Annotated in this window: 25 protein-coding genes and 1 riboswitch; of the genes, 10 read left to right on the top strand and 15 right to left on the bottom strand. The window is 60.4% G+C overall.

The annotated features are described in order from the left end of the window. Positions 1-5 precede the first annotated feature (5 nt). From AOA62_RS08240 to AOA62_RS08225, 4 genes are all read right to left on the bottom strand, one after another. A complete protein-coding gene (locus AOA62_RS08240) occupies positions 6-1,370 on the bottom strand; it encodes a DUF1329 domain-containing protein (RefSeq protein ID WP_017138204.1) in 1,365 nt (454 codons plus the stop codon). Positions 1,371-1,413: 43 nt separating this feature from the next. Further along, on the bottom strand, positions 1,414-3,273 hold the full coding sequence (locus AOA62_RS08235) for a DUF1302 domain-containing protein (protein WP_017138205.1): 1,860 nt from the start codon (positions 3,271-3,273) through the stop codon (positions 1,414-1,416). Positions 3,274-3,606: 333 nt separating this feature from the next. Then, entirely contained in the window at positions 3,607-5,289 is a 1,683-nt protein-coding gene (locus AOA62_RS08230) for a fatty acid--CoA ligase (protein WP_099548407.1), read from the bottom strand. A gap of 258 nt (positions 5,290-5,547) precedes the next feature. Continuing rightward, a complete protein-coding gene (locus AOA62_RS08225; protein WP_056859000.1) occupies positions 5,548-6,180 on the bottom strand; it encodes a LysE family translocator in 633 nt (210 codons plus the stop codon). Between the two features lie 87 nt (positions 6,181-6,267). Here AOA62_RS08225 and AOA62_RS08220 point away from each other — a divergent pair, with 87 nt between their 5' ends. The 3 genes from AOA62_RS08220 (at position 6,268) to AOA62_RS08210 (ending at position 9,104) form a co-directional block, all read left to right on the top strand. Then, positions 6,268-7,230, top strand: a complete 963-nt coding sequence (locus tag AOA62_RS08220) for a 2-hydroxyacid dehydrogenase (RefSeq protein WP_099548405.1) — start codon at positions 6,268-6,270, stop codon at positions 7,228-7,230. 30 nt (positions 7,231-7,260) lie between these two features. After that, complete coding sequence (locus AOA62_RS08215; protein WP_017138209.1) at positions 7,261-8,259, top strand: class I SAM-dependent methyltransferase; 999 nt, start codon at positions 7,261-7,263, stop codon at positions 8,257-8,259. 51 nt (positions 8,260-8,310) lie between these two features. Beyond that, positions 8,311-8,430: riboswitch (yybP-ykoY riboswitch) on the top strand. 89 nt (positions 8,431-8,519) lie between these two features. Then, a complete protein-coding gene (locus tag AOA62_RS08210; RefSeq protein ID WP_016974259.1) occupies positions 8,520-9,104 on the top strand; it encodes a TMEM165/GDT1 family protein in 585 nt (194 codons plus the stop codon). A gap of 117 nt (positions 9,105-9,221) precedes the next feature. Here AOA62_RS08210 and AOA62_RS08205 read toward each other — a convergent pair whose 3' ends face one another. Continuing rightward, positions 9,222-10,040 carry a M48 family metallopeptidase gene (locus tag AOA62_RS08205; protein WP_017138210.1) on the bottom strand — a complete coding sequence of 273 codons (819 nt, stop codon included), beginning with the start codon at positions 10,038-10,040 and terminating at the stop codon, positions 9,222-9,224. A 226-nt stretch (positions 10,041-10,266) separates the two neighbouring features. Between AOA62_RS08205 and AOA62_RS08200 the strand changes: the two genes are divergently transcribed. Next, entirely contained in the window at positions 10,267-12,405 is a 2,139-nt protein-coding gene (locus AOA62_RS08200; RefSeq protein WP_099548404.1) for a methyl-accepting chemotaxis protein, read from the top strand. Between the two features lie 114 nt (positions 12,406-12,519). Here AOA62_RS08200 and AOA62_RS08195 read toward each other — a convergent pair whose 3' ends face one another. From AOA62_RS08195 to AOA62_RS08185, 3 genes are read right to left on the bottom strand one after another with little or no spacing between them, the layout of a single operon-like run. Next, complete coding sequence (locus AOA62_RS08195) at positions 12,520-13,140, bottom strand: SOS response-associated peptidase (RefSeq protein WP_056859005.1); 621 nt, start codon at positions 13,138-13,140, stop codon at positions 12,520-12,522. Between the two features lie 37 nt (positions 13,141-13,177). Next, a complete protein-coding gene (locus AOA62_RS08190; protein WP_017138212.1) occupies positions 13,178-13,438 on the bottom strand; it encodes a DUF2007 domain-containing protein in 261 nt (86 codons plus the stop codon). Between the two features lie 12 nt (positions 13,439-13,450). Beyond that, the gene (locus tag AOA62_RS08185; protein WP_017138213.1) at positions 13,451-13,630 is read right to left on the bottom strand and encodes a CPXCG motif-containing cysteine-rich protein; all 180 of its coding nucleotides are present in this window, start codon (positions 13,628-13,630) and stop codon (positions 13,451-13,453) included. A gap of 131 nt (positions 13,631-13,761) precedes the next feature. On the opposite strand from AOA62_RS08185, the gene AOA62_RS08180 reads away from it, so the two are divergent. Further along, the gene (locus tag AOA62_RS08180) at positions 13,762-14,925 is read left to right on the top strand and encodes a 1-acyl-sn-glycerol-3-phosphate acyltransferase (RefSeq protein WP_026013785.1); all 1,164 of its coding nucleotides are present in this window, start codon (positions 13,762-13,764) and stop codon (positions 14,923-14,925) included. Positions 14,926-15,045: 120 nt separating this feature from the next. Here the strand turns inward: AOA62_RS08180 and AOA62_RS08175 are convergent, their stop codons facing one another. After that, positions 15,046-15,303, bottom strand: coding sequence for a hypothetical protein (locus AOA62_RS08175; RefSeq protein WP_017138215.1), 258 nt, complete (start codon positions 15,301-15,303; stop codon positions 15,046-15,048). A gap of 183 nt (positions 15,304-15,486) precedes the next feature. On the opposite strand from AOA62_RS08175, the gene AOA62_RS08170 reads away from it, so the two are divergent. Continuing rightward, positions 15,487-15,696 carry a hypothetical protein gene (locus tag AOA62_RS08170; RefSeq protein ID WP_056859008.1) on the top strand — a complete coding sequence of 70 codons (210 nt, stop codon included), beginning with the start codon at positions 15,487-15,489 and terminating at the stop codon, positions 15,694-15,696. Positions 15,697-15,768: 72 nt separating this feature from the next. Here the strand turns inward: AOA62_RS08170 and AOA62_RS08165 are convergent, their stop codons facing one another. Further along, complete coding sequence (locus tag AOA62_RS08165; RefSeq protein WP_017138217.1) at positions 15,769-16,353, bottom strand: YajG family lipoprotein; 585 nt, start codon at positions 16,351-16,353, stop codon at positions 15,769-15,771. Between the two features lie 182 nt (positions 16,354-16,535). Between AOA62_RS08165 and AOA62_RS08160 the strand changes: the two genes are divergently transcribed. Both AOA62_RS08160 and mqo read left to right on the top strand, forming a co-directional pair. After that, positions 16,536-16,769, top strand: coding sequence for a hypothetical protein (locus AOA62_RS08160; protein WP_017138218.1), 234 nt, complete (start codon positions 16,536-16,538; stop codon positions 16,767-16,769). Positions 16,770-17,492: 723 nt separating this feature from the next. Then, the gene (mqo, locus tag AOA62_RS08155) at positions 17,493-19,001 is read left to right on the top strand and encodes a malate dehydrogenase (quinone) (RefSeq protein ID WP_099548402.1); all 1,509 of its coding nucleotides are present in this window, start codon (positions 17,493-17,495) and stop codon (positions 18,999-19,001) included. A 92-nt stretch (positions 19,002-19,093) separates the two neighbouring features. On the opposite strand, the gene AOA62_RS08150 is transcribed toward mqo, so the two are convergent. The 4 genes from AOA62_RS08150 to AOA62_RS08135 all read right to left on the bottom strand — a co-directional run bounded on the left by AOA62_RS08150 (position 19,094) and on the right by AOA62_RS08135 (position 21,121). Then, positions 19,094-19,381, bottom strand: coding sequence for a PA4642 family protein (locus tag AOA62_RS08150; protein WP_017138220.1), 288 nt, complete (start codon positions 19,379-19,381; stop codon positions 19,094-19,096). A gap of 190 nt (positions 19,382-19,571) precedes the next feature. Then, positions 19,572-20,057, bottom strand: coding sequence for a hypothetical protein (locus AOA62_RS08145; protein ID WP_099548400.1), 486 nt, complete (start codon positions 20,055-20,057; stop codon positions 19,572-19,574). A 35-nt stretch (positions 20,058-20,092) separates the two neighbouring features. Beyond that, positions 20,093-20,560, bottom strand: a complete 468-nt coding sequence (locus tag AOA62_RS08140; RefSeq protein ID WP_099548399.1) for a WbuC family cupin fold metalloprotein — start codon at positions 20,558-20,560, stop codon at positions 20,093-20,095. Between the two features lie 3 nt (positions 20,561-20,563). After that, positions 20,564-21,121: a hypoxanthine-guanine phosphoribosyltransferase gene (locus AOA62_RS08135; RefSeq protein WP_003216150.1), complete on the bottom strand. Its 558-nt coding sequence runs from the start codon at positions 21,119-21,121 to the stop codon at positions 20,564-20,566. A gap of 164 nt (positions 21,122-21,285) precedes the next feature. On the opposite strand from AOA62_RS08135, the gene upp reads away from it, so the two are divergent. After that, positions 21,286-21,924, top strand: coding sequence for a uracil phosphoribosyltransferase (upp, locus tag AOA62_RS08130; RefSeq protein ID WP_017138223.1), 639 nt, complete (start codon positions 21,286-21,288; stop codon positions 21,922-21,924). Positions 21,925-21,926: 2 nt separating this feature from the next. Then, positions 21,927-23,201 (top strand): uracil-xanthine permease family protein, encoded by a 1,275-nt coding sequence (locus AOA62_RS08125; protein ID WP_099548397.1) that lies wholly within the window; start codon positions 21,927-21,929, stop codon positions 23,199-23,201. Between the two features lie 69 nt (positions 23,202-23,270). Here the strand turns inward: AOA62_RS08125 and hisC are convergent, their stop codons facing one another. Continuing rightward, positions 23,271-24,323, bottom strand: a complete 1,053-nt coding sequence (gene hisC / locus AOA62_RS08120) for a histidinol-phosphate transaminase (protein ID WP_099548395.1) — start codon at positions 24,321-24,323, stop codon at positions 23,271-23,273. Positions 24,324-24,326: the final 3 nt, after the last annotated feature.

Raw genomic sequence — 24,326 nt, 5'->3', positions numbered from 1 at the left:
GCAACTTAGCGAACCCCATCCTGGCGCAAGGCCGCCGGGGAGAAGTCTGCGGTGGAAGCGGTGAAACCGAAGTCATAGGCCTGCTTCTCTTCGTTCTTCATGCCCAGGGCCAGGTAGCGGCCGGACTGCAGGTCGTAGAGGGTTTCGATGGCGTACCACGGCACTTGCTTGTCGTAGTAGTTCTCGGCATGGGCTTCGGCGACGCGCCACAGTTGGCCACGACCGTCATAGTGGTCGATGACCGCCGCTTGCCAGGTGTCTTCGTCGATGAAGAAATCACGCTTGGCATAGATGTGGCGCTGGCCTTCCTTCAAGGTCGCAACCACGTGCCAGACGCGGCGCAGCTCGTAGCGAGCCAGGTCCTGGTTGATGTGGCCGGCCTTGATGATGTCGGCGTACTTGAGCTTCGGATCGTCGATCTTGTAGCTGTTGGAGGCAATGTAGATTTCTTTCTTGCCTTCGAGCTTCCAGTCGTAGCGATCCGGGGCACCGTTGTACATGTCGAGGTTGTCGGAGGTACGCAGGCCATCGGCGGCGGTACCTGGCCCGTCATAGGAGACTTGCGGCGCCCGGCGCACACGGCGCTGGCCGGCGTTGTAGACCCACGCCGAACGCGGCTCTTTCACCTGGTCCAGGGTTTCGTGCACCAGCAGCACGCCACCGGCCAGACGCGCCGGTGCAGTCACTTGCTGCTTGAAGTAGAACAGCACGTTGCCCGGGTTTTTCGGGTCGTAGTCCTTCATTTTGTCGCGGAACACGAACTGATCGCGGAAGTACACCAGGCTGAACGAGCCATTGGTTTGCGGCGTGGCCTGGGTTACCAGGCGGGTCACGCTGCCACCGCGATAGCGGGTGATGTGGTTCCAGATGACTTCCACGCCGCTTTTGGGAATCGGGAACGGAATCGCGGTTTCGAAGTTTTCCAGGCCGTTGCCGCCGGACACCAGGTTGGTGCTGGTGGCGTTCTTCTTGATCGAGGCAAACACATCGGCCGGCACGGTAGCGCCGCGATGGGTCGGGTAGACCGGCATCTTGAAAGTGTCCGGGTAGCGCTTGAACATCGCGTACTGCCCCGGCGCCAACTTGTCTTTGTACTGCTCGACGTTCTGCGCGGTGATGGTGAACTGCGGCTGTTCGCTGGCATACGGGTTGGCCAGGAAGCCACGGGCATCCACGGCGCCGGCGTTGGTAGGCAGCGGCGACCATTTAGGAATGGTGCCGGCCGCGTTACCGGCCATTTCAGCGCCCATCGGCGTCAGGGTCGTGCCCAACTTGGCGGCTTCATCCGCCGAGACTGCCGCCATGACGTTGCTCGCCAGGATCGACAGCCCAAGCACACCCACGTGCAACAGACTTTTAGTTATTTTCATGTTCTGGTTCTTCCTGAAAACAGACTGCTTAAAGAGGTTGTGCTTAGAAGTTCACGCCGGCGCTCAGCGCGATGAAGTCACGGTCATCCACGGTGGTGAACTTGCCACCAAAGAAGTTGGTGTAGTTGAGGCTGACGGTGTAGGTGTTCTGGTACTCGGCATCCACACCCAGGCTGACGGCCTTGCGACCTTCTTCAAAGTTGCCGCCAGGGCCAGGCGAATAACCTTTGACGTCATGGGACCAGGCCACGTTGGGCTTGAGGTTCACACCGGCAAACACATCCGGGTATTCCCAAATGGCCCGGGCGCGATAACCCCAGGACGTGGCGGTGGTGTAGCCGTCGTTGTTGCAATTGGTGTTCAGGCCGGACGCATTGGGCAGGCCTGCGCCGTTGGCTGTCGAATTGTTAAGCGCATTGCAGAAGCCGCCGGGTAGCGTGCCAGGGCCGAAGACCGGATCACGGCCATAACGTGCCTGGTTTTTGCTCTCCAGGCCGCCCACATGGGTCACGCCGATTTCGCCCACGGTTGTCAGGCGAGAAGCGCCCATGACCTGGTCGAAGAAGTGCGTGAAGGTGGTCTGGAACTGGGTCACTTCCTTACGGTTGTAGCCGTGCAGGTCCTGGCCCGGTGTGCCCTTGAGCACCGATGCATTGCCAAAGCCCGGAATCGGCGTGACGCCCGCGTACAGGATATCGGTGGTGCTCAGTTGCACCGGCGCGTTTGGCCGGTAGCTCAATTCACCACTCCAGGCGGTGCCGGTAGGCAGCGTGGTGGAGAAGCTCAAGCCGTAGAGGCGGATATCTTCCGGGTACTCAACAAAGTACTGGGAGCTGCCTGCCACGATCAACGGACGCAAAGCCGCCAGCGGCCCCAGCGGACGGGTGTAGGCCGAGTTTGGCGCGCCGGTGGCGCTGAAGATCGGCGCACGGCTGTGATAGTTCATGAAGTACGCACCGAACTCCGTGTCCAGCGGCTCGAAGTTGTAGTGCATGGCCACGCCGAACTGGCCGCTGTCGCGTGCATCACGGTCACCGCCGCGACGTACCAGCACACCTTCGTTGTTCACGTCCACGCCCAGGGCGTTAAGGGTGGGCAAGGCCGCGCCAGGGATGGTGGAGCGCTTGTTCAGCACCCGCAGGTTATTGCTGCAACCATCCGAGATGACGTCCGGCTGGGAGAAGAATGTGCCGCAGTTATCGGTGACGGTCTGGTCCCACTCCAGCTGATAAAACGCTTCGGCCGAGAGGTTATCGGTCAGCGTCTGCGAGACGTAGAACATGTTGACCGGAATCAAGCCTTCCTTGATCTCGGCGCCCGGACGACGGAACGCGGACACGTCGATCGGGTTAATGGAGTTGATACCGCCACCAATGAAGGTGCTTTCACCCCAGCTCACTACCTGCTTGCCAAACCGCACGTTACCCGGCTGATCGGCGATGGTGTAGTTGTGGTAGATGAAGGCATCGAGGATCTGCCCACCGGAAGACTTGGCGCCCTCTTTGCGGTTGTTGTTGCTGACGTTCTTGAAGTCCAGGTCTTCGTTTTGCAGCGCGAAGTCATACCAGTACTTGCCACGCACAAAGATGCCGGTGTCGCCATATTTCAACTCAAGGTCATGGATACCCTTGAAGATCTTCGAGAAGGAATCGCCCTTGTCGAAGTTCAAGTGGCCGTCATCGGAGGTCTGCGACAACCCCCTGCCACCGTTGTTGGCACCGATCAGGTCTTTATTGCGACCGGCAGTCGACCAGCTCGCCCCCACCGACAGGGATGAGTCGAAGCTGCCTTCGATTTCACCGATGTTGAAACTGACGCCGAATGCGGGCCCGGCGAGCGTAGAAGCGAGACTGACGGCCAGGGGCAGTCTTGCCCGGCGCCAGAACTGGTTTACTGAGGTCATCGACGCTACTCCATGTGCATTATTGTTATGGCAGTGAGTTCTTTCTTCTGGATGCATGTAACGGCCGGAATACAACGATTCCAATGCCGAACGGCAACCGGGCCCCCATGGCCCGCAGCGCAACATCCGTGAAAAACTCTGAGTGGGACTATAGCCAGCAGGGGGTAGCGCTTGATCCCTCTAAAGTGTGATTTGCATCACCAACCTGTCTGCCACAACCCTTTCGCCACGCCGACGAAGGCCGGCGCGGGAAGGATGGCTGAAAATTCTGAAATCACAAGTGAAGCCGCGAGTTAGAGCATTGCCGCGCCCGAACGGGCGCGGCGAAGGGGGTCAGAGCGTGGACAGGAACGTACTGTTGTTGGCCTGCCACTCGATGATGTCAACGCGGATACGTTTTTTGTCGAGTTTGCCGACACTGGTCTTGGGAATTTCAGTAACAACGGCGATCTGGCTTGGAATCGCCCACTTGCTCAAGTGCCCCAACTCCACGAACGGCTTGAGGTGCTCCTTAAGCTCTCGGGCACCTATCACATGGCCATCACGCACCACCAGCAACGCAAACGGGCGCTCGCCCCATTGCGGGTCGGCGATGCCCACCACCGCTACTTCGCGTACCGCCGAGTGACGGCTGACCAGATCTTCGAGGGCCAATGACGAAATCCACTCGCCGCCGGTCTTGATCACGTCCTTGATGCGGTCGCGAATATCGATCACGCCAAACGCGTCCAGGGTGGCCACGTCACCGGTGTGCATCCAGCCGCCTTCCCACAGTTCGGCGCCCTTTTGCGGCTCATTGAAATAACCTTCACTGAGCCACGGCGCACGCAGCACCAGTTCACCCTGGGACTCGCCGTCGGCGGGCAAAAAGTTGCCGTCGCCGTCGATAATTGCCGCTTCCACCAACGGCCCGGGCACGCCGGCCTTGATGCGGTAGGTGGTGCGCTCGTCTTCGGTGCCGGCCATCAACTCTTCGTTGAGATGGGCGCAGGACACCAGCGGCCCGGTTTCGGACATGCCATACGCGGCCGTCAGCTGAATGCCCCGCGCCTTGGACGCTTCATACAACGTGCGGTTGAGCGCGCTGCCGCCGATGACGATTTTCCAGCCGCCAAAATCCACGTTTTGGGCGGCCTTGGCGTTGAGCACCATTTGCAGGATGGTCGGCACACAGTGGGAGAAGGTGACCTTTTCTTTGCGCCACAGCTCCACCAGGTATTCCGGGTCGTAACGGCCGGGGTAGACCTGCTTCAAACCGAGCATGGTTGCCACATACGGCAAGCCCCAGGCGTGGACGTGGAACATCGGTGTGATCGGCATGTACACGTCGTTGGTGCCCAGCAGGCGCACGCTGTCGACACTGCCCATGATGGTCGCCACGCCCATGGTGTGCAGCACCAACTGGCGATGGGTGAAGTACACACCCTTGGGGTTGCCGGTGGTGCCGGTGGTGTAGAAGGTGGTGGCGACGGAGTTTTCGTCGAAGTCCTGGAAGTCGTACTTGGGGCTGGCGGCCGCCAGCAGGGTTTCGTACTCGCCGACCAGGTTCGGCAACTCGGCAGTCTTGGCGTCAGCGTCGGTGAGCAGCAAGGTCTTGTCGACGGTGGTCAAGTGCCCGGCAATCGCCTGGTAGAGCCCCACGAACTCGCTGTTGACCAGCACAAAGCGGTCCTCGGCGTGATTCATGGTGTAGAGAATCTGTTCCGGCGACAGGCGCACGTTGATGGTGTGGATCACCGCGCCGATCATCGGGATGGCGAACATGCACTCCAGGTAACGGTGGCTGTCCCAGTCCATCACTGCCACGGTGTCACCGGCCTTGACCCCGGCTTGGGTCAGCACATTGGCCAGGCGCGCGACCCGCTCGATCAGGGTTGGATAGGTGTAACGCAGCTTGTCGCGGTAGATGATTTCCCGGGTCTTCTCGTAACGCGCCCCGGACATCAACAGGCGTTTGATCAACAACGGGTATTGGTAAGCGCCTTCGGCGGGCGGGATAACACGGGTCTGCAACATACGAATCCCTTATCTGACTGCACGGTCTTGGCTAAGACCTGCACTGTAGAGCGCTAATGTTTCAGCCAAATCAGCCAAAGGAATGATTTGCAGCGGCCAATGAATGCTAGCTTTGCGCCACTACTGGAGCCTTATAGCGATTCCCTGTGGGAGCTGGCTTGCCTGCGATAGCGTCGCCTCGGTGCAACTGATACACCGAGGCGCCTGCATCGCGGGCAAGCCCGGCTCCCACAGTGGCCGTGTGTTACCCGTGTGGGTTTATTTCATGCTGGTAAACGCCAACTTCACACCAATGGCAATCAGCACCGCGCCCATGGTCCGGTCGAACCAATGCCCCATCCGCGCAAACCCGGCGCGCACGCGCTGCTGGCTGAACAGCATGGCCACCAGGCAGAACCACAACGCCGTCGCCACTGCCAGGTACACGCCATAACCGGCCTGGATCGCCAGTGGCGTGTGCGGGTTGATCACCACCGTGAACAGCGACAGGAAGAACAGCGTGGCCTTCGGGTTCAAACCATTGGTGACAAACCCTGCGGTAAACGCCCCGCGTGGGGTGCGCTCGCCGACTTCACGGTGCAACTCGCCCTCGGCGGGCGGCTTGGCCGGCTGCGCGCGCAAAGCCTTGAAGCCGATGTACAGCAGGTACGCAGCGGCGGCCCACTTCAGCGCGTTGAACAGCACAATGGACTGCGACACGATCAAGCCGATGCCGAGCAGCGAGTACCCCACGTGCAGGAAAATCGCCGAACCCACGCCCAATGCGGTCCAGGTGCCGGCGCGACGGCCATGGGTAACACTTTCACGCACCACCACGGCGAAATCCGGGCCGGGGCTGGCCACTGCCAACAAGTGAATCAGGGCTACGGTCAAAAACTCGGCGACGTACATGCTCACTCCATTAAGTAACTGATTATTTCATCTGATAGGCTCGGCAGATTACGCCTTCGAACCTCGTCGCAAAAGGTACAGTTGAGAATGAACAATCGCCGCGCCGTCTTCCTTGATCACCCGTCCCTGGACCTGGGCGACCTCGACCTCAGCGAGCTGCGTAACAGCTTCAGTGATTTGCAGCTGTTCACCGACACCACGCCACAGAATGTGCTTGAACGCGTGCAAGGCGCCCAGGTGGTGATCAGTAACAAGATTGCCCTTAACGCGCAAACCCTGGCGGCCTGCCCTGAGCTCAAGCTGATCCTGGTGTCGGCCACCGGCACCAACAACATCGACCTCGACGCCGCCCGCGCACACGGCATTACCGTGAGTAATTGCCACGGCTACGGCACGCCATCGGTGGCGCAACACACGATCATGCTGCTGCTCAACCTGGCGACGCGTCTGAAGGACTATCAACAGGATGTAACGGCAGGCAAATGGCAACAGGCCAAGCAGTTCTGCCTGCTGGACTACCCGATTGTCGAGCTGGAAGGCAAAACCCTCGGCCTGCTCGGCCATGGTGAACTGGGCGGCGCGGTGGCACGCCTGGCCGAAGCTTTTGGCATGCGCGTGGTGCTCGGCGCCATTCCCGGGCGCCCTGCCCGCGCCGACCGCGTGCCGCTGGATGAGCTGCTCGCACAGGTCGACGCGCTGACCTTGCACTGCCCGCTCAATGAACACACTCGCGACTTTATCGGCACCCGTGAACTGGCACTGCTCAAGCCGGGCGCGTTTATCGTCAACACCGCGCGTGGTGGTTTGATCAACGAACAGGCGCTGGCAGATGCCTTGCGCAGCGGCCATTTGGGCGGCGCGGCCACCGACGTGCTGAGCGTGGAACCACCCGTGAATGGCAACCCGTTGCTGGCCGGCGACATTCCCCGCTTGATCGTCACCCCGCACAACGCCTGGGGCAGTCGCGAAGCGCGCCAGCGTATCGTCGGCCAACTGGCTGAAAACGCCCGAGGCTTTTTCAGCGGTGCCCCGCTGCGCGTCGTCAGTTGATAAACTGCGCCCCTTTTCAAGGAGCAGACTATGGATCCGCGCAGTGAAGTACTGCTTCGTCAGGCCGAACTTTTTCAAGGCAACCTGCTGCTGGTAGGTTTGCCCGCTGACGACTTGCTCGGCCGACTGCCCAATGCCCACGGCTGGAGCTGGCATGCCGGCGATCAGGCCGCACTGGATGCGCGCTTTCCCGAGCGCAGCCAGTTCGGCGTGAACGTGCCCGAACGCGGGTTTGATGCGGCAGTGATTTTCCTTCCAAAATCCAAAGACCTCACCGACTACCTGCTCAACGCCGTGGCCGCACGCTTGCCCGGCGCCGAGCTGTTTTTGGTCGGGGAGAAAAAGGGCGGCATCGAAAGTGCCGCCAAGCAGATGATTCCGTACGGCAAGCCGCGCAAGCTCGACAACGCGCGGCATTGCCAGCTGTGGCAAGTCACCGTGGCCAACGCCCCGCAAGCGGTCGAGCTGGAAAGCCTGGCGCAAGTCTTCGAGGTGCCGCTGGCCGAAGGGCCGCTGAAGGTGGTGAGCCTGCCCGGCGTGTTCAGCCATGGTCGGCTGGATCGCGGCACCGAGCTGCTGCTGGAGCACCTGGATAAGCTACCGAGCGGGCATCTGCTCGACTTTGGTTGCGGCGCCGGCGTGCTCGGGGCGGCGGTCAAGCGCCGTTACCCGCATAACAGCGTGACGATGCTCGATGTGGACGCCTTCGCCGCCGCCAGCAGCCGCCTGACTCTGGCGGCCAACGGTCTGGAAGCCGAGGTGTTGACCGGTGACGGTATCGACGCCGCGCCGATGGGTTTGAACGCGATTTTAAGCAACCCGCCGTTCCATGTCGGTGTACATACGGATTATTTCGCTACGGAAAACTTGCTACGAAAAGCGGCGAAACACCTGGCAAAAGGTGGCGAACTTCGCTTGGTCGCCAACAGTTTCCTCAAGTATCAACCGCTGATCGAAGAGCACTTGGGCGTGTGTGCGATCAAGGCCGAGGGCAATGGTTTTCGCATTTACCGTGCCAAACGCGGCTGAGGGCGATTTGAAAAAGAACGCTTGCCGAATGGGTTTTGCCTAGGCAGAATCCGCTCCGTCCTAGGGGAGTAGTCTCCCACGAGCGCCATGCTCGTCCGGCATACGTCAACATACTTGGTCAACAGACCATGGCGTATGCGACCCAGGAGTCCGCACAGACGGACCGGGGTTTGACAAGACCTATGACACGCACACCTTACCCGGGGCGGGAAGGCTGTACGTGTCATAGCCGTGTCGGCCCGCCCCTGGAAACCTACCTGATGCTGGATTCATTACTCGTTCCTACCGCAATCGTTGCCTTGGCCGAAATCGGCGACAAGACGCAACTGCTCGCGCTCATCCTTGCCGCACGCTTTCGCAAACCCTGGCCGATCATCGCCGGCATTGTCGCCGCGACCCTGGCCAACCATGCGGCCGCCGGCGCCGTGGGGGCCTGGTTCGGCAGTTTCTTCTCGGATGCGGTGTTGCACTGGATCCTCGCAGCGAGCTTCTGTGCCACCGCGCTGTGGACTTTGGTGCCGGACAAACTCGACGATGACGAAGCCAGTACCACGCGCAAGTTCGGGCCGTTCCTGACCACGCTGATTGCGTTCTTCCTCGCCGAAATCGGTGACAAGACCCAGATCGCCACGGTGATGCTGGCGGCGCAGTACCCGGAGTTGTGGCTGGTGATTATCGGCACCACGCTGGGCATGCTGATTGCCAACGTGCCGGTGGTATTGGCGGGGAATTTTGCGGCGGAAAAACTGCCGCTGACTTTGATTCGTCGACTGGCGGCTACGGCGTTTTTCGTCCTGGCGGTGGTGGCGGTGTACAAGGCCATGCAAAGCAGCGGCTGGATCTAAACTCGATGTAAACCTGTGGGAGCTGGCTTGCCTGCGATGGCATCACCTCGGTACACCTTACAAACCGAGTCGCCTGCATCGCGGGCAAGCCCGGCTCCCACACTGGACCGCGTTAACTCAGGACTTTTTGGCCTGCTGGTACAGCGGCATCACCTTCGGAATCGCCGCCTGCAACGAGGCGATTCGGCTGTCGGAGGCCGGGTGAGTGCTCATGAACTCCGGTGTCCCGCCCTGGGAAGCCTTGGCCATCTTGTTCCACAAGGTGATCGCGGCATTCGGGTTGTAGCCGGCGCGGGCCGAAAGCTCCAGGCCGATCAGGTCGGCTTCATTCTCGTTGCCGCGACTGTTGGGCAACGTCAGGCCGTATTTAACGGCAGCATCACCAATCGCCATACTGTCTTGGCCCAACCCCAACAAGGCTGAGGCGCCCTGCTTGGCCATTTCGATACCGTACGCTTTGGACATGGCCTCACGACTGTGCTCGCGCAAGGCGTGGGCGATTTCATGCCCCATCACCGCCGCCAACTCGTCATCGGTCAATTTGAGGTCGTCGATCAGCGCGCTGTATACGAATATCTTGCCGCCTGGCCCGCAGTTAGCGTTGATCTCGTCGCTTTTGATCAGGTTCACTTCCCATTGCCACTGCGCCGCGTCCGGGCGGAACGCCGGTACTTGCACGATCAAACGCTTGGCAATCGCCTGCACGCGCTTGGCGTTGGCACTCGTCTTGTCGACGACACCTTTGCTGCTCGCCTCGCCCAAGGTCTTTTGATAGGACTGGGCATACATCTGGTCGACTTCCTGACTCGACAACAGGCTGTACATATATTGCTTGCGCTCAACGCCAACGGCACCGCCACTGGTGGTGTTGACCACCTGGCAACCGGCCAGCAGCATCGCTGCACTGAGTACACTTACCACCAATGACTTTTTCATGACGCTCTCCCTGAAATCCTGGCGCGTATCCTAGGCGGTCATGTGTATCTGCGCCAGATACACACGACGTGTAACCACTAACTTTCAGATACATCCCACACACCCACAGCGGCGGCGAACTGCCCGTTTGCGACATCTCGCACTATTTCGCCCGCCAAGCCTTAAGCCTCCAGTGCCCATGGCCGATACAAAAAGGCAGCCCACCTGCCCTGCGCCTGGAGCCTCCATGAAATTCAAGTCGATTCAGTTTTCTGTCGCCGCATTGACCGGGGCCATCGTGCTGAGTGTGGTCGCAGTGCTGGTGCTCTATGCAGTGTTTGCCGGTGCCCGCACCCAGGAGCTGGTGCAGGAGCGCACCCAGGCGCAATTTGAGCAGATCATCGAGCAGCGCCTCACCGCTTTGGCGCAAACCCAGGCCACGCTGATTCAGCGCGAACTGGAGGCACCACTGGTGACCGCCAAAGGCCTGGCCACCGCCAATGCCCTGCTGGCGATGAAAGACGCCAAGGGCGAACCCGCGCTGCAGGTCGGCCGCGAGCAATTGATCAACCTGCTGCATGAAACCGTGGCGCGCAACCCGAAAATCCTCGGCGCCTACATCGGCTGGGAACCCAATGCCATCGACCATAACGACGCCGCCTACGTAAACACCCCAATTGTCGGCATGGCCGCCGACGGCCGTTTCCTGCCGTGGTGGTACCGCAACGCCGATGGCAGCCTGGGCCTGGATAAGCTCGCTGACGTCAACGATCAGAAGATCCTGTCAACCGGCGTGCGCGCCAGTGAGTACTACCTGTGCTCCAAAGAGAGCAAGAAGCCCTGCGCCATCGACCCGGCGCCTTATAAAGTCGGGAATGCGATGGTGATGCTCGCCTCGTTTATCGAACCGATCATGGTCGACGGCACGTTCCAGGGCATCGTCGGCGCCGACCTGTCGGTGAACTTCATCCAGGACATGCTCACCCGCGCCGACCAGAACCTGTACAACGGCGCCGGCGAACTGGCGCTGATCTCCAGCAACGGTCGCCTGGTGGCCTATACCAAGGACGCCAGCAAGCTTGGCGAAAAAGCCAGCGACCTGCTCGACAGCAACGAGCTGGCCAACCTCGGCCAGTTGAAAGTCGGCGAAGTGCGCTACGACATCGACAAGGAGCACGGGCATATCGAGCTGTTCCTGCCCTTCAACATCGGCCAGGCCGAAGCGCGCTGGACCTTGATGCTGCAACTGCCGCTGAGTGCGGTAATGGCCGACTCGCAGAAGCTGCAAGGCGACCTGCAAGCCCAGCGCAAGACCGACACCTTCGGCATGGCCATGGTCGGCCTGTTGATCGCCGGTATCGGTTTGCTGGTGATCTGGCTGGTGGGCCATGGCATCGCCCGCCCGCTCAAGCAAATGGTGGCCATGCTCAACGATATCGCCCAGGGCGAAGGTGACCTTACCCGCCGCCTCACCAGTGATCGCGCCGATGAGCTGGGCGCGATTGCCAACGGCTTTAATACCTTCCTGATCAAGTTGCAGGGCATGATCACTCAGGTCGTGAGTTCGGTGCAGAAGGTCAGCGACTCGTCAGAACACACCGCCGACATCGCGATTCGCACCAACCAGGGCGTGCATAAACAGATGGTCGAGATCGACCAGGTGGCCACCGCTGTGCACGAAATGACCGCCACTGCGCAAGACGTGGCACGCAACGCCACCCAGGCCGCGCAAGCCGCCAGCCATGCCGACCAGGCCGCAAGCCAAGGCATGCGTATTGTGCGCGACACGTCCACTTCCATCGGCGCGCTGGCTGAAGAAATCGGCAAGGCGGTCGGTGTGGTGCAAACCCTGGCCAAGGACAGCGAAAATATCAACGCGATCCTCACGGCGATTCGCGGGATTGCCGAGCAGACCAACCTGCTGGCGCTCAACGCCGCCATCGAAGCGGCCCGCGCCGGTGAGCAAGGGCGTGGTTTTGCGGTGGTGGCCGATGAGGTGCGCAACCTGGCGCAGAAAACCCAAAAAGCCACTGAAGAAATCCAGACCATGATCCAACAGCTGCAACAAGGCACGCGGGATGTGGTGCGGGTGATGGAAGACAGCCAGCACCGTACCGACGAAAGCGTGCAGCACGCGGCGAAGGCGGCCGAAGCGCTGGAGACCATTACCCAGGCGGTGTCGGTGATCAACGACATGAACACGCAAATCGCCAGCGCGGCCGAAGAGCAGAGCGCCGTGGCCGAGGACATCAATCGCAATGTGATCAATATTGGCCAGGTGGCCAATGAGGTGGCGGGTGGTGCGGATGAGTCCAGCGCAGCGAGTGCGGATTTGACCAAGTTGGCGGAGCAGCAGCGGCGGTTGATCAATCAGTTCAAGGTCTGAGGCCGCTATCGCAGCGATGCGGCGACCCGACAAGCCAGCTCCCACATTTGGATTTGTGAATACACTCAACATGTGGGAGCTGGCTTGCCTGCGATGAGTCCAGCAAAGCCAACCTCAACCTGGGGTCAGACACTCCGGCCCATTCAACTTCGGATCATTGACCATATTGGCCAACACCCGCTCGCGCAACGCGGCAGGCTCGCTGGCCAACAAGCCCTGCAACACGTGCAGCGGCGTCTCAGGATTCAACCACGCCTCTTGCCCTGCCGCATCCAGAATCAACGGCCGCCGCTGACTCTGTGCGGCCTGGGTCACCACCGCCGTACTCAGCCACACCTGCTCCTGCACCGGATAAGCCTCCCAGATCGCCGCAAAAAACAGTGTCGAGCCTTCACCCGGCGTCAGCCAATACGGGCGTTTACGCTGGGTGCCGCGCCATTCGTAGAAACCGTTGGCCGGCAGCAAACAGCGGCGCTGACGCAAGGCTTCGCGAAACATCGGTTGTTCGGCCAGGGTTTCGGCGCGCGCGTGGGCTGGCGTGCGCGAAAGGTCGGTGAGCCACGGTGGCGTGAGGCCCCAGCGCGCACGGGCCAGGGTGCGCTGGCCTTCGCTCAGGCGCTGGATCAGCACCGAATCATTCGGGGAGATGTTCCACTGGGCCTGCTGGTCGGCCGGGAAGCCCGGCAAGGCAGCAAAGGAAGGGTTCCAGCGAAACAGGGCATAACGTCCACACATGGGGCAACACGACTCTTGGGGTAAACCGACCGACAGCCTAACAGACCAACACGTCGGGGAAGCTGTCGGGTTCATCGCCGGGCATGGGTTGCGCGCCGTTATAGGCCGTAATCAATTCGCGGGCGTAGGCGGCCTGGTCGTTGTCGACTTCCAGGCCCAACAGGCCGAAGATCGGCAACTCGCCGGTCCCACCGAGCAAATGGCGCCCCACCAGGTGCGCCTCGATGCCTTCACTGGCAAGCATCTGTTGCAGCAGCTCGCCCTCCATCAGGTTTTCCGGTTCGTAGATTCGCTGCATGGGGTGTACCTGTTACTCGTTTTCGCTGCGCACGTTCAGCATCCATTCGTCATCATGCACCTGTAGCTCGAAAGTAATGGGCCGGCAGCACACCGGGCAATCCTCTATATATTGCTGATCGCCTCCCGACAGGTCCAGCAACGCCGTGACCACCTCTCCACAATAAGGACATTCGTACGACTCCTCTTCCATCGCGGTCTCCCAGGTGACTTGTGCGTATAATCGCCGGTCTATTTACAGGGCTATTCACGGCAGAGCCAATATTGCGGCCGCACCCTGATATTTCCTTTACTTACCCTAGCCGTTTCTAACAAGAGAGCATGATGGGCGAATTCGATACCATCCGACCTTACAACGACAGCGAAGTCCCGGCCGTGCTGGCGCGCCTGTTCAGTGACAAGGCCTTTCTGGACATCCTGACTCACTTTCGCTTCCCGCGCTTTGCCGGCGCCCTGGGCTGGCTGCTCAAGCCGATGATCGCCCGCAAACTGCGCCGTGAATTTGCCGGCGTCACCACCGTGGCCACGCTGCAGGACAAAGTCGAGTACTACGTCGATCACACCATAGATCGGGCGACCGACGGCGTGACTTATACCGGCGTCGAGCAGCTCAAGTCCGGCACCGCCTATCTGTTTCTGGCCAACCACCGCGATATCGTGATGGACCCGGCCTTCGTCAACTATGCCGTGTACCACGCCGGCCTGCCGACGCCACGCATCGCCATCGGCGACAACCTGCTGCAAAAGCCGTTTGTCAGCGACCTGATGCGCCTGAACAAGAGCTTTATCGTGCACCGCTCGATCACTGGGCGAAAGGAGAAGATGGCGGCGTATAACCTGCTGTCGGCCTATATCAACCATTCGATCCGCAACGACTGCCAGTCGATCTGGATCGCCCAGGCCGAAGGGCGGGCCAAGGACGGGGATGATCGCACCGAGTCGGCGATCCTCAAGATGTTCCACGTCAGCCGCAAGGACGAGCCGTTTGCAGAGGTGATCCAGTCGCTGAACCTGACGCCGGTGTCGATCAGCTATGAATACGACCCATGCGACAGCGCCAAGGCCCGCGAGCTGTACATCCGCGCCACCACCGGCACCTACAGCAAGGCGCCAGGTGAAGACGATGTGAGCATTGCGCTGGGCATTACCGGCTACAAGGGCCGCGTGCACGTGAACTTCGCACCGCCGATCACCGAACGCTTTGAAGACACCAAACTGTTGGCCGTAGAAATGGACCGCCAGATTCTCGGCGGTTATCGCCTGTTCCCGGTGCATTACCTGGCGTATGCGCAGTGGAGCGACGCCGACCCGCAATTGCAGGTGCCGGCGGCAGCCGAGGTGTTCCCGGCCGATGAGCTGGCCAAGGCCAAAGCGGAGTGGGAGCGGCGCTTGAATGAATGCCCGGTGGAACACCGGCCGTACTTGGTGACGCAGTATGCGACGCCGGTGAGGAATCAATACCGGGTCAAGGCCGGGATTCCTCTGTAAATACCAAACCAAAATGTGGGAGCGGGCTTGCCCGCGATGGCGGCGTGTCAGAACCGAATCTATCGACTGGCACACTGCTATCGCGGGCAAGCCAGCTCCCACATTGGTCTTTCGGTGGTTTTAGAGGTGGGTGCTGAGCCAGGACACGGCCAGCGCCAGGCCGAGGCAGGCAAACCCGACGCGGTAAGCCAGGCGATGCGACCGTTCGGTACGCACATCCAGAAACAACATCGGTTGGTCGATCGCGCGGTCTTCGCTTTGGGCGGTCAGGTCGGCCAGCGCTCGCTGCTCGCGCAGGCGGGTAATGAACAGCAGCGCTGCACCCGGGCAGGCCACCAATAAAGCCACAGCATTGATCAGCAGTGCGGGCAGCGCCATCGCAAACCTCGGTAGACGAGTGTCTTGGTATCAATTCAGATACAAACCTGAATGATATTGGCCTCCTGCCGCTGAAACGTTCCGTCCCCCATGTACGGTTAATGTATCCAGTAATTTACAGCGTCACCTGAACGTCACCTTAACAAGCCACTCTGTTGCCCTTCGAACGCTTGGGAGCTTGTCATGCTGCACGCACAAAATCAGGATCGGCTGTACCTGATGGCCCAGAACGATGAACAGGAAGCGCTGGTCGGCGGCCTCGCATTCAACGTCCAGGACCGCCACTGGCTGGTGTATTGCGCGCTCGGCGGGCACCAGCATGCCGACCTGCCGGAGCTGGACCTGCTCACTGGCGTGAGTGTGCTGGACTTTTATGTCGAAACGGCTGCATGAAGGCTACAGGCATAAAAAAACCGGGCTCATTGCTGAGCCCGGCGATGGGGGCGTTGCGCGCCCGCCTGACGGTTACTGCGCGTTGAGAAGCGAACCGATGCTCGGGTCTTTGAACAAGCGCGTCAGGGCATCACTCAACACGTCGCTGACCAGCTTGGTGTTGGTTTCCTGGTTCGGCGACATACCGAAGCGCTGGTTCAGGGACGCGCCGTAGCGGCCACTGTAGCGGCGTGTGCCGGCGCTGACGTCGGACTTGAAGGTCGCGCCGATGGAGGCTTCCGTCACATACAGGCCTTCTTTGGGCGACTGGTACTTCAGCTCAGCCAGGGTGATGGTCAACTGCGGCGCGCCCGGCGAGTTGGCCGGGGTGAAGCCCAGCAGGCGCACGGCGGCTTCAGCCTGGGCTTGCAGCTTGGGCAGCACGTCCTGGCCTTGTACCGAAATCAGCGCGGTCTCAGGGTACAGACCACCACGGGAACCCAGGGTTGGCGAAGGACGACCATCTACCACGCGCACCGATACCGGCTGGCCGTGGCCGACAGGCGCCAGTTGCGCCGTGACTTTAGGTTGCGGGCTGAGTTGTTGCGGGCTGTTGGCGCAGCCAACCAGGGTCAAACTGGTCACAGTGATCAAACCGAACAACAGGCGTTGCAACATACTCATTTCTCCAGGACTAGGTGCAAACAGGCCGCCAGTATAACGGCGCATGTGGGCCACTCACCAGCCATCCTGAACGGCAGCTGAAGGCGGGCTGAAATTACAATTTCGCATAATTTCGTCACTCCACTGTCATGGCACACTGGCAACCTTCAAGCATGTAACGTAACAGGTACAAAGCCATGCGCCTTCTTAAATCATTGTTCATGTCCCACCCCCGCCATCGCCACTACGCACGGCTCGATGCCAATGGCCATTGCGTGGCGTTCAAGCAGTGCAGCCTGCCACCCGTGGGCGAGGGCTGGGTGGAAGTCACGGAGACACATCTGGGCTGGATGCACCGCCCACTGCCAATGAACGCCCGAATCAGCCCACGGGTTGCCCACACGCACTCGCGGCACGCACTGGCTTCCTGAACGCCCTAATAAAAGTCACAAAACACGCCCATTTCCCTGGCGTTCTTCGCTACAATCTCCCCCCGATTATAAGGACGTCTCCTGATCGGGCCTCGCAGCATCGTTAATGCCTCGGTATTAACCCCCCAATCGCCCACAGAGAGCCGCCCACACAGATCGAGTGAAGCTGGCGCGCTTGCTGTTTTCTTTGCAAACCACCCCTCTTTACCGAATCTGCCAGAGCTGCCATTGCGCTCGGCCACTTGAGTTGTTTGCCCGTCTTGCCGCGTGTCGGCAGGGGTTTACGGGCCAGGTGCCAGGCTGGGGCAGCCCTTTTTTGAGGTTCACGTCTTCAAAAGAGCGTGAAAAAAACGGGTTTTCACAACTTCACAAGAGTGTGGCGAGCAAATGAATAGTTTGGCGTTTGTACAAGCACCATCAGCGTCTGGAACAGCCCAACCACACAGGACCGAGTACTCCTCAAACACCGGAGCTTGAGCCTGTCCGCTACGGATTGATTGCACAAATCGCACGCTTTGACCATAAGTCGAATTGCCACAGGCGCCCATGAATGCGTTCATAGGCAGATTAGCCTGGCAGGAAGCGTGTGCTGAAGTTGCAAAGAATTGCGAAACGGACATGGCGATCCTGGCCATGGGTAACCTGGGGCAACACGTGAACCGCCCCGTCACTCCTGGCAGCCATGCCGTCAATTTGGTGCTGCAGATTTTGGAGACGCGTTAAATGGCGCATAACGAAGCAGTCGACGTAGTACTGGTAGGGGCCGGCATCATGAGTGCCACCCTGGCCGTATTGCTCAAAGAGCTCGACCCCGGCCTCAAGCTGGAAGTCGTTGAGCTGATGGATTCGGGTGCCGCGGAGAGTTCCAACCCGTGGAACAACGCCGGCACCGGCCACGCCGGGCTGTGTGAGCTGAACTACACGCCGCAGGCTGGCGACGGCTCCATCGACATCAAGAAAGCCGTGCACATCAACACCCAGTTCGAGGTGTCGAAGCAGTTCTGGGCGTACCTGACCAAAAAGGGCACCTTTGGCTCGTCCAAGTCCTTTATCAGCCCGGTGCCGCACCTGAGCTTCGTGCAAGGCGACAAAGGCGTGTCTTTCCTCAAGAAACGCTTTGAAACCCTCAGCCAGCACCATGCGTTCTCGGAGATGCATTACACCGAAGACCGCAATGAGATGGCCGAGTGGATGCCGCTGATGATGCCGGGCCGCCCGCTCGACGAAAAAATCGCGGCCACCCGCGTGATGAACGGCACCGACGTCAATTTCGGCGCCCTGACCAACCAACTGCTGTCGCACCTGACCAGCGCACCGGATGCCCAGGTCAAGTACAGCAAGCGCGTTACCGGCCTCAAGCGCAATGGCGCGGGCTGGACCGTGAGCATCAAGGACGTCAACAGCGGCAACACCCGCGAAGTCGACGCCAAGTTCGTGTTCCTCGGCGCCGGTGGCGCGGCCCTGCCGCTGCTGCAAGCTTCGGGCATCGAAGAAAGCAAAGGCTTCGGCGGCTTCCCGGTCAGTGGCCAGTGGCTGCGTTGCGACAACCCGGAAGTGGTCAAGCACCACCAGGCCAAGGTCTACAGCCAGGCCGCCGTGGGCTCGCCGCCGATGTCCGTGCCGCACCTGGACACCCGCGTGGTCGATGGCCAGAAATCCCTGCTGTTCGGGCCATACGCCGGCTTCACCACCAAGTTCCTCAAGCACGGCTCGTTCCTCGACCTGCCGCTGTCGGTTCGCGCCGGCAATATCGGCCCGATGCTGGCGGTCGCTCGCGACAACATGGACCTGACCAAATACCTGGTCAGCGAAGTGATGCAGTCCATGGAGCAGCGCCTGGAATCACTGCGCCGCTTCTACCCGCAAGCCAAAGCCGAAGACTGGCGCCTGGAAGTGGCCGGCCAACGGGTGCAGATCATCAAGAAAGACCCGAAAAAAGGCGGCGTGCTGCAATTTGGCACCGAGCTGGTCGCGGCCAAAGACGGCTCGCTGGCGGCCCTGCTGGGCGCGTCCCCAGGCGCTTCGGTGACGGTTTCGATCATGCTGGAACTGATCGAGCGCTGCTTCCCGGCCAAGGCTGCTGGTGAGTGGGCGGCCAAGCTGCACGAGATCTTCCCGGCGAGGGAAAAAGTGCTGGAGACGGACGCTGAGCTGTATCGCAAGATCAATGCGCAGAACAACATCAGCCTGGAGCTGGTTGCGCAAAGCAACGAGGCTGAAAGCTTCGCTTGAGGTCTTGACGCGGAGCGTCAGTGGAGGCATTCCCACGCGGAGCGTGGGAACGATCAAACGCCCTTCGGGGCGTTTTTTTGTGGCCGGGATAATCAGCCGCGAGCGTTTTCGATCAGCTCGATGTACTCAGGCGCGTTGCGCTGGTCCTTGATCAGCTCGACGAAGGTCTTGCCGTGCTCGTCCTTACCATCCAGGTCCAGGCCAGCTTCCTTGAAAAAGCCCAGGAAGCGCTCGAAGTCGTCGATACGCAGGCCACGGTAGGCCTTGATCAGCTTGTGCAGGGACGGTGAAGTCGCGTCGACTGGCTCAAAATCCAGGAACAACTTGATCTGGTCGTCGCCGATCTCGTCACCAATCACCTGTTTCTTATCTTTACGCATTACCGACTCCAGCCTGCAGACATTTACACGGGATTGGGAGTCTACCTGCCAGACACCACCTTCGAAAACAACCAAACACTCATGTGGGAGCCGGCTTGCCTGCGATAGCGGTGCATCAGTGACAGTTGGGCCAACTGACCCGCCGCCATCGCAGGCAAGCCAGCTCCCACATTGACTGCATTCGGCTTAATTACTTTGCGCGTACGGCCCCTGTGTGCAGATCCGCCCAGATATGCCCATTGGCATAACTGAGGAACTGCACATACACCGTGTCATTGCGCAGCAGGTCGACAATCACTCGATATTGCGCCATTGGGTAAGACAGGGTCAGGGTTTTGCTGGCGTCATCGAACATCGGCTTTTTCAGGCTTTTGCTTTCGGCATCAAAATTGAGCACCACCTGACTGATCGTCGCGCCCTTGTTCAGGGATTTCCCCTTGAGGCGGATCATCACCGGCGAGGTCACCGGAATTGGCTGTTGCGTCGACTGCCGCTGGCTACCCACCACCACCGCATATTCAGTAACTTGCAGCAGTTGCTGCTGGTCGGGCGTTTGCGCACGCAGGGTCAGGTCATCGGGCGGCAGGAACTGGCTGTGCATCGGCGCGGGCGCGGCAGCCAGTGGCAAACTGAGAGTCAACGCCAGGGCGGCGCAGGTGCGTGTCAACAGGCTCATGGGCCGCTCCGTAGAAGAAGGCCGAGCACTGTAGCTCAATCGAACTGGGCGAGCATCCAGCGTTGATACTCGGCCACACCGGAATCGCCTTCGCGGGGCGCCCAGCCGGGTGACTCGCCCTCGCCTATCGGGCGATACGGCCCGGCCTTGCATTCAAACATCACACTGTCAGGCTCCAGAACCACCAGGCCATGAAACACACCTGGCGGCAGATCGACGCCTGCACACTCACCGCCCGCCTGCAGAATGCGCTTGGCAATCACCTCGCCGGTATCGCTGAACACCAGTAAGCCGAGGCTGCCCTTGAGCACCAACAGGGTTTCCGCCTTGTCGGCACGCAGGTGCCGATGCGGCGGCACATAGGTGTCGGGTTGCAGGCCAACGGCCAGGCGATGGCAGGGCTCTTCCATCTGATGGAAGTTGTGATGGTGCCGGCCGCGAGGGCTGGCGGCGGCTTTCTCGGCCAATTGCGCGAACAGCGTCTGATCAAGAAAGCGCACCATGGTTTACATCCCTTTAACCGCGTAGATGCCATTGGCGTTACGCCAGTAGCCTTTGTAGTCCATGCCGTAGCCGAAGATGTAACGATCGATGCACGGCAGGCCGACGTAATCGGCTTTGAGGTCCGGACGGGCTTTGCGGTCGTGGTCTTTGTCGATCAGTACGGCGGTGTGCACTTTGCGCGCGCCGGCATGTTTGCAGAAGTCGATGATCGCGCCCAGGGTGTGACCTTCATCGAGGATGTCGTCGATGATCAGCACGTCGCGGTCGATGAACGACACTTCCGGCTTGGCTTTCCAGAACAGGTCGCCGCCGCTGGTCTCGTTGCGATAACGGGTGGCGTGCAGGTAGGAGGCTTCCAGCGGGAATTGCAGATGAGTCAGCAATTTGCCGGCGAAAATCAGGCCGCCGTTCATCACGCAGAAGACCACCGGGTTGGTGTCGGCCATTTCGCGGCTGATGTGTGCGCCGACCTTGGCGATCGCTTCTTCGACTTGCGCTTCGGTGTACAGGCAGTCAGCCTCGCGCATGATTTGACGGATATGCTCGAGATCAGCGGACATGGCGCTCTCCAAGGGGGTGCTGTGGCAAGAAAAGCGGGCAAAGGTACGCATGTGAGGCGCAACGATCAAGCCTTAATGGACTAACGTACTAGATGTCTATAGGACAACACCCTCGGATAGATTAATCTAGGCCGGTTTTTTTGCCCGCCGCCGGAGCCTTTCCCATGCCCACTCGCGAGATCCGCCACCCGCTGATCCGACACAAACTCGGCCTTATGCGCCGTGCCGACATTAGCACGAAGAATTTCCGTGAGCTTGCTCAGGAAGTCGGAGCGCTGCTGACTTATGAAGCGACCAAGGATTTGCCGCTGGAAACCTACGAGATCCCCGGTTGGGCCGGTCCCGTACAAGTGGAGAAAATCGCCGGTAAGAAAATCACCGTAGTGCCTATCCTGCGCGCCGGTATCGGCATGCTCGAAGGCGTGCTCAGCCTGATCCCGGGCGCCAAAGTCAGCGCCGTGGGCGTGGCTCGCAATGAAGAAACCTTGCAGGCGCACACCTACCTGGAAAAACTCGTCCCGGAAATCAACGAACGCCTGGCAATGATCATCGACCCGATGCTCGCCACCGGCAGTTCCATGGTTGCCACCATCGACCTGCTGAAAAAGGCCGGTTGCAAGGACATCCGCGCCATGGTGCTGGTGGCTGCCCCCGAAGGCATCGCTGCCGTCGAAAAGGCTCACCCGGACGTGCAGATCTACACCGCCTCCATCGACGAGCGCTTGAACGAACACGGCTACATCATCCCAGGCCTGGGCGATGCCGGTGACAAGATCTTCGGCACCAAGCAGAAGGACGCGTGAGCATGCAGGATGAATTCAACGACCCGCTTTGGCGCCAGATCCTGTCTGGCGCACAAATGCTGTTTGTAGCATTTGGCGCGCTGGTGTTGATGCCACTGATCACAGGTCTTGATCCAAACGTCGCACTGTTCACCGCAGGCCTGGGCACGCTGCTGTTCCAGGTGGTGACAGGGCGGCAGGTGCCGGTATTCCTGGCATCGAGCTTTGCGTTTATCACCCCGATCATTCTCGCCAAAGGCCAGTTCGGCCTCGCGGCGACCATGGGCGGGGTGATGGCGGCCGGTTTCGTTTATACCTTCCTGGGCCTGGCTGTTAAGGTCAAAGGCACGGGCTTCATCGACCGCCTGCTGCCGCCGGTGGTGATTGGCCCGGTGATCATTTCCATCGGTCTGGCCATGGCGCCGATTGCCGCCAATATGGCAATGGGCAAAGCCGGCGATGGCAGCGAGCTGATCCATTACCAGACGGCGATGCTGATTTCGATGCCGGCGCTGCTGACCACCTTGATCGTCGCGGTATTCGGCAAAGGCATTTTCCGCCTGGTGCCGATTATCTCCGGCGTGCTGGTCGGCTTTGCCATGTCGTTCTACTTTGGTGTGGTCGACACCGCGAAAATCGCCGCCGCGCCGTGGTTCGCCCTGCCCCACTTCACCGCGCCGGAGTTCAACTGGCAGGCCATCCTGTTTATCGTCCCGGTGGCCCTGGCCCCGGCGATCGAGCATATCGGCGGTGTGATTGCGGGAGGCAGCGTGACCGGTCGCGATTACCTGAAGAAGCCCGGCCTGCACCGCACCCTGCTGGGTGACGGGATTGCCACCACCGCTGCCGGCCTGTTCGGCGGCCCGCCAAACACCACCTACGCTGAAGTGACTGGCGCGGTGATGCTGACCAAGAACTACAACCCGAAAATCATGACCTGGGCGGCCGTGTTTGCCATCAGCCTGGCGTTTATCGGCAAGTTCGGCGCGTTGCTGCAAAGCATCCCGGTACCGGTGATGGGCGGGATTCTGTGCCTGCTGTTCGGCTCGATTGCGGCGGTTGGCATGAACACGTTGATCCGCCACAAGATCGACCTGGGTGAGGCGCGCAATCTGGTGATTGTGTCGGTGACTTTGGTGTTCGGGATTGGCGGCGTGCTGGTCGGCACCGGCACTGGCCCGGATGATTTCGGCCTCAAGGGCATCGCCCTGTGTGCGGTGGTAGCGATTGGTTTGAACCTGCTGCTGCCGGGCAATGATGGCTGGAAGAACAAGAAGCCGGATGAGCCGTTGATCTAACTGGCTCAACGCAAAAAAAATGTGGGAGCTGGCTTGCCAGCTCCCACATTTTTTGCTCTTCAGTGTGGCTTAAAGCTCGCCGAGGCCATCGATCAGCGCCTGGTTCTGCTCCGGCGTACCGATGCTGATCCGCAGGAACTGGGCAATCCGCTCCTGCTTGAAGTGCCGCACGATCACGCCTTGCTCACGCAGCTTTGCGGCCAAACCCGCGGCGTCGTGCCGTGGGTGACGGGCAAAGATGAAGTTGGCCGCTGAAGGCAACACTTCAAAGCCCTTGCCTTGCAACTGCGCGACCACCGTGTTGCGGCTGTCGATCACCCGCTTGCACGTTTTCTCGAAGTACTCACGGTCCTCAAAAGCCGCCGCCGCGCCGACAATCGCCAGGCGATCCAGCGGGTAGGAGTTGAAGCTGTTCTTGACCCGCTCCAGCGCCTCGATCAGGTCCGGGTGGCCCACGGCCAGGCCTACACGCAAACCGGCCAGTGAGCGCGATTTGGACAGGGTCTGGGTCACCAGCAGGTTCGGGTAGCGATCCACCAGGCTGATGGCGGTTTCGCCGCCGAAGTCGATATAGGCTTCATCGACCACCACCACCGAATCCGGGCTGGCCTTGAGGATCTGCTCCACTGCATCCAGCGCCAGCACGCAGCCGGTCGGCGCGTTCGGATTGGGGAAGATGATTCCGCCATTGGGCTTGGCGTAGTCGGCCACGCGGATCTGGAATTGCTCGTCCAGCGGCACCGGGGCGGACTTGATGCCATACAGGCCGCAGTACACCGGGTAGAAGCTGTAGCTGATGTCCGGGAACAGCAGCGGCAAGTCGTGCTGGAACAGGCCGTGGAAGATGTGCGCCAGCACTTCGTCGGAACCGTTGCCGAGGAACACTTTGCCGGCGTCAACGCCGTAGTACTTGGCCACGGCCTGCTTGAGCAGGTCGCTGTTGGGGTCCGGGTACAGGCGCAAATTGTCGTTCAACTCGGCCTGCATCGCGGCCAGCGCCTTGGGCGAAGGGCCGTAGGGGTTTTCATTGGTGTTGAGCTTGACCAGCTTGGTCAGCTTCGGTTGTTCGCCGGGTACGTAAGGCACGAGGTCCTTGACGAAGGGGCTCCAGAATTTGCTCATGCC

Origin of the sequence: Pseudomonas sp. 2995-3 (assembly GCF_002742565.1) — a bacterium.
In the GTDB taxonomy this organism is placed as follows: Bacteria; Pseudomonadota; Gammaproteobacteria; order Pseudomonadales; family Pseudomonadaceae; genus Aquipseudomonas; species Aquipseudomonas edaphica.
Note: the sequence above shows the minus strand (reverse complement) of the source record. Positions and strands in the feature narration are given on the sequence as shown.

Coding starts and splice junctions, on each gene's coding strand:
- AOA62_RS08225 (WP_056859000.1), bottom strand. CDS start 6,180: ATGTACGTCGCCGAGTTTTTGACCGTAGCCCTGATTCACTTGTTGGCA.
- hisC (WP_099548395.1), bottom strand. CDS start 24,323: ATGAGCAAATTCTGGAGCCCCTTCGTCAAGGACCTCGTGCCTTACGTA.
- AOA62_RS08160 (WP_017138218.1), top strand. CDS start 16,536: ATGCGCCTTCTTAAATCATTGTTCATGTCCCACCCCCGCCATCGCCAC.
- AOA62_RS08195 (WP_056859005.1), bottom strand. CDS start 13,140: ATGTGTGGACGTTATGCCCTGTTTCGCTGGAACCCTTCCTTTGCTGCC.
- AOA62_RS08220 (WP_099548405.1), top strand. CDS start 6,268: ATGAACAATCGCCGCGCCGTCTTCCTTGATCACCCGTCCCTGGACCTG.
- upp (WP_017138223.1), top strand. CDS start 21,286: ATGCCCACTCGCGAGATCCGCCACCCGCTGATCCGACACAAACTCGGC.
- AOA62_RS08125 (WP_099548397.1), top strand. CDS start 21,927: ATGCAGGATGAATTCAACGACCCGCTTTGGCGCCAGATCCTGTCTGGC.
- AOA62_RS08175 (WP_017138215.1), bottom strand. CDS start 15,303: ATGGCGCTGCCCGCACTGCTGATCAATGCTGTGGCTTTATTGGTGGCC.
- AOA62_RS08180 (WP_026013785.1), top strand. CDS start 13,762: ATGGGCGAATTCGATACCATCCGACCTTACAACGACAGCGAAGTCCCG.
- AOA62_RS08240 (WP_017138204.1), bottom strand. CDS start 1,370: ATGAAAATAACTAAAAGTCTGTTGCACGTGGGTGTGCTTGGGCTGTCG.
- AOA62_RS08145 (WP_099548400.1), bottom strand. CDS start 20,057: ATGAGCCTGTTGACACGCACCTGCGCCGCCCTGGCGTTGACTCTCAGT.
- AOA62_RS08140 (WP_099548399.1), bottom strand. CDS start 20,560: ATGGTGCGCTTTCTTGATCAGACGCTGTTCGCGCAATTGGCCGAGAAA.
- AOA62_RS08135 (WP_003216150.1), bottom strand. CDS start 21,121: ATGTCCGCTGATCTCGAGCATATCCGTCAAATCATGCGCGAGGCTGAC.
- AOA62_RS08215 (WP_017138209.1), top strand. CDS start 7,261: ATGGATCCGCGCAGTGAAGTACTGCTTCGTCAGGCCGAACTTTTTCAA.
- AOA62_RS08190 (WP_017138212.1), bottom strand. CDS start 13,438: ATGCAGCGAATCTACGAACCGGAAAACCTGATGGAGGGCGAGCTGCTG.
- AOA62_RS08200 (WP_099548404.1), top strand. CDS start 10,267: ATGAAATTCAAGTCGATTCAGTTTTCTGTCGCCGCATTGACCGGGGCC.
- AOA62_RS08165 (WP_017138217.1), bottom strand. CDS start 16,353: ATGTTGCAACGCCTGTTGTTCGGTTTGATCACTGTGACCAGTTTGACC.
- AOA62_RS08205 (WP_017138210.1), bottom strand. CDS start 10,040: ATGAAAAAGTCATTGGTGGTAAGTGTACTCAGTGCAGCGATGCTGCTG.
- mqo (WP_099548402.1), top strand. CDS start 17,493: ATGGCGCATAACGAAGCAGTCGACGTAGTACTGGTAGGGGCCGGCATC.
- AOA62_RS08170 (WP_056859008.1), top strand. CDS start 15,487: ATGCTGCACGCACAAAATCAGGATCGGCTGTACCTGATGGCCCAGAAC.
- AOA62_RS08185 (WP_017138213.1), bottom strand. CDS start 13,630: ATGGAAGAGGAGTCGTACGAATGTCCTTATTGTGGAGAGGTGGTCACG.
- AOA62_RS08235 (WP_017138205.1), bottom strand. CDS start 3,273: ATGACCTCAGTAAACCAGTTCTGGCGCCGGGCAAGACTGCCCCTGGCC.
- AOA62_RS08210 (WP_016974259.1), top strand. CDS start 8,520: ATGCTGGATTCATTACTCGTTCCTACCGCAATCGTTGCCTTGGCCGAA.
- AOA62_RS08230 (WP_099548407.1), bottom strand. CDS start 5,289: ATGTTGCAGACCCGTGTTATCCCGCCCGCCGAAGGCGCTTACCAATAC.
- AOA62_RS08150 (WP_017138220.1), bottom strand. CDS start 19,381: ATGCGTAAAGATAAGAAACAGGTGATTGGTGACGAGATCGGCGACGAC.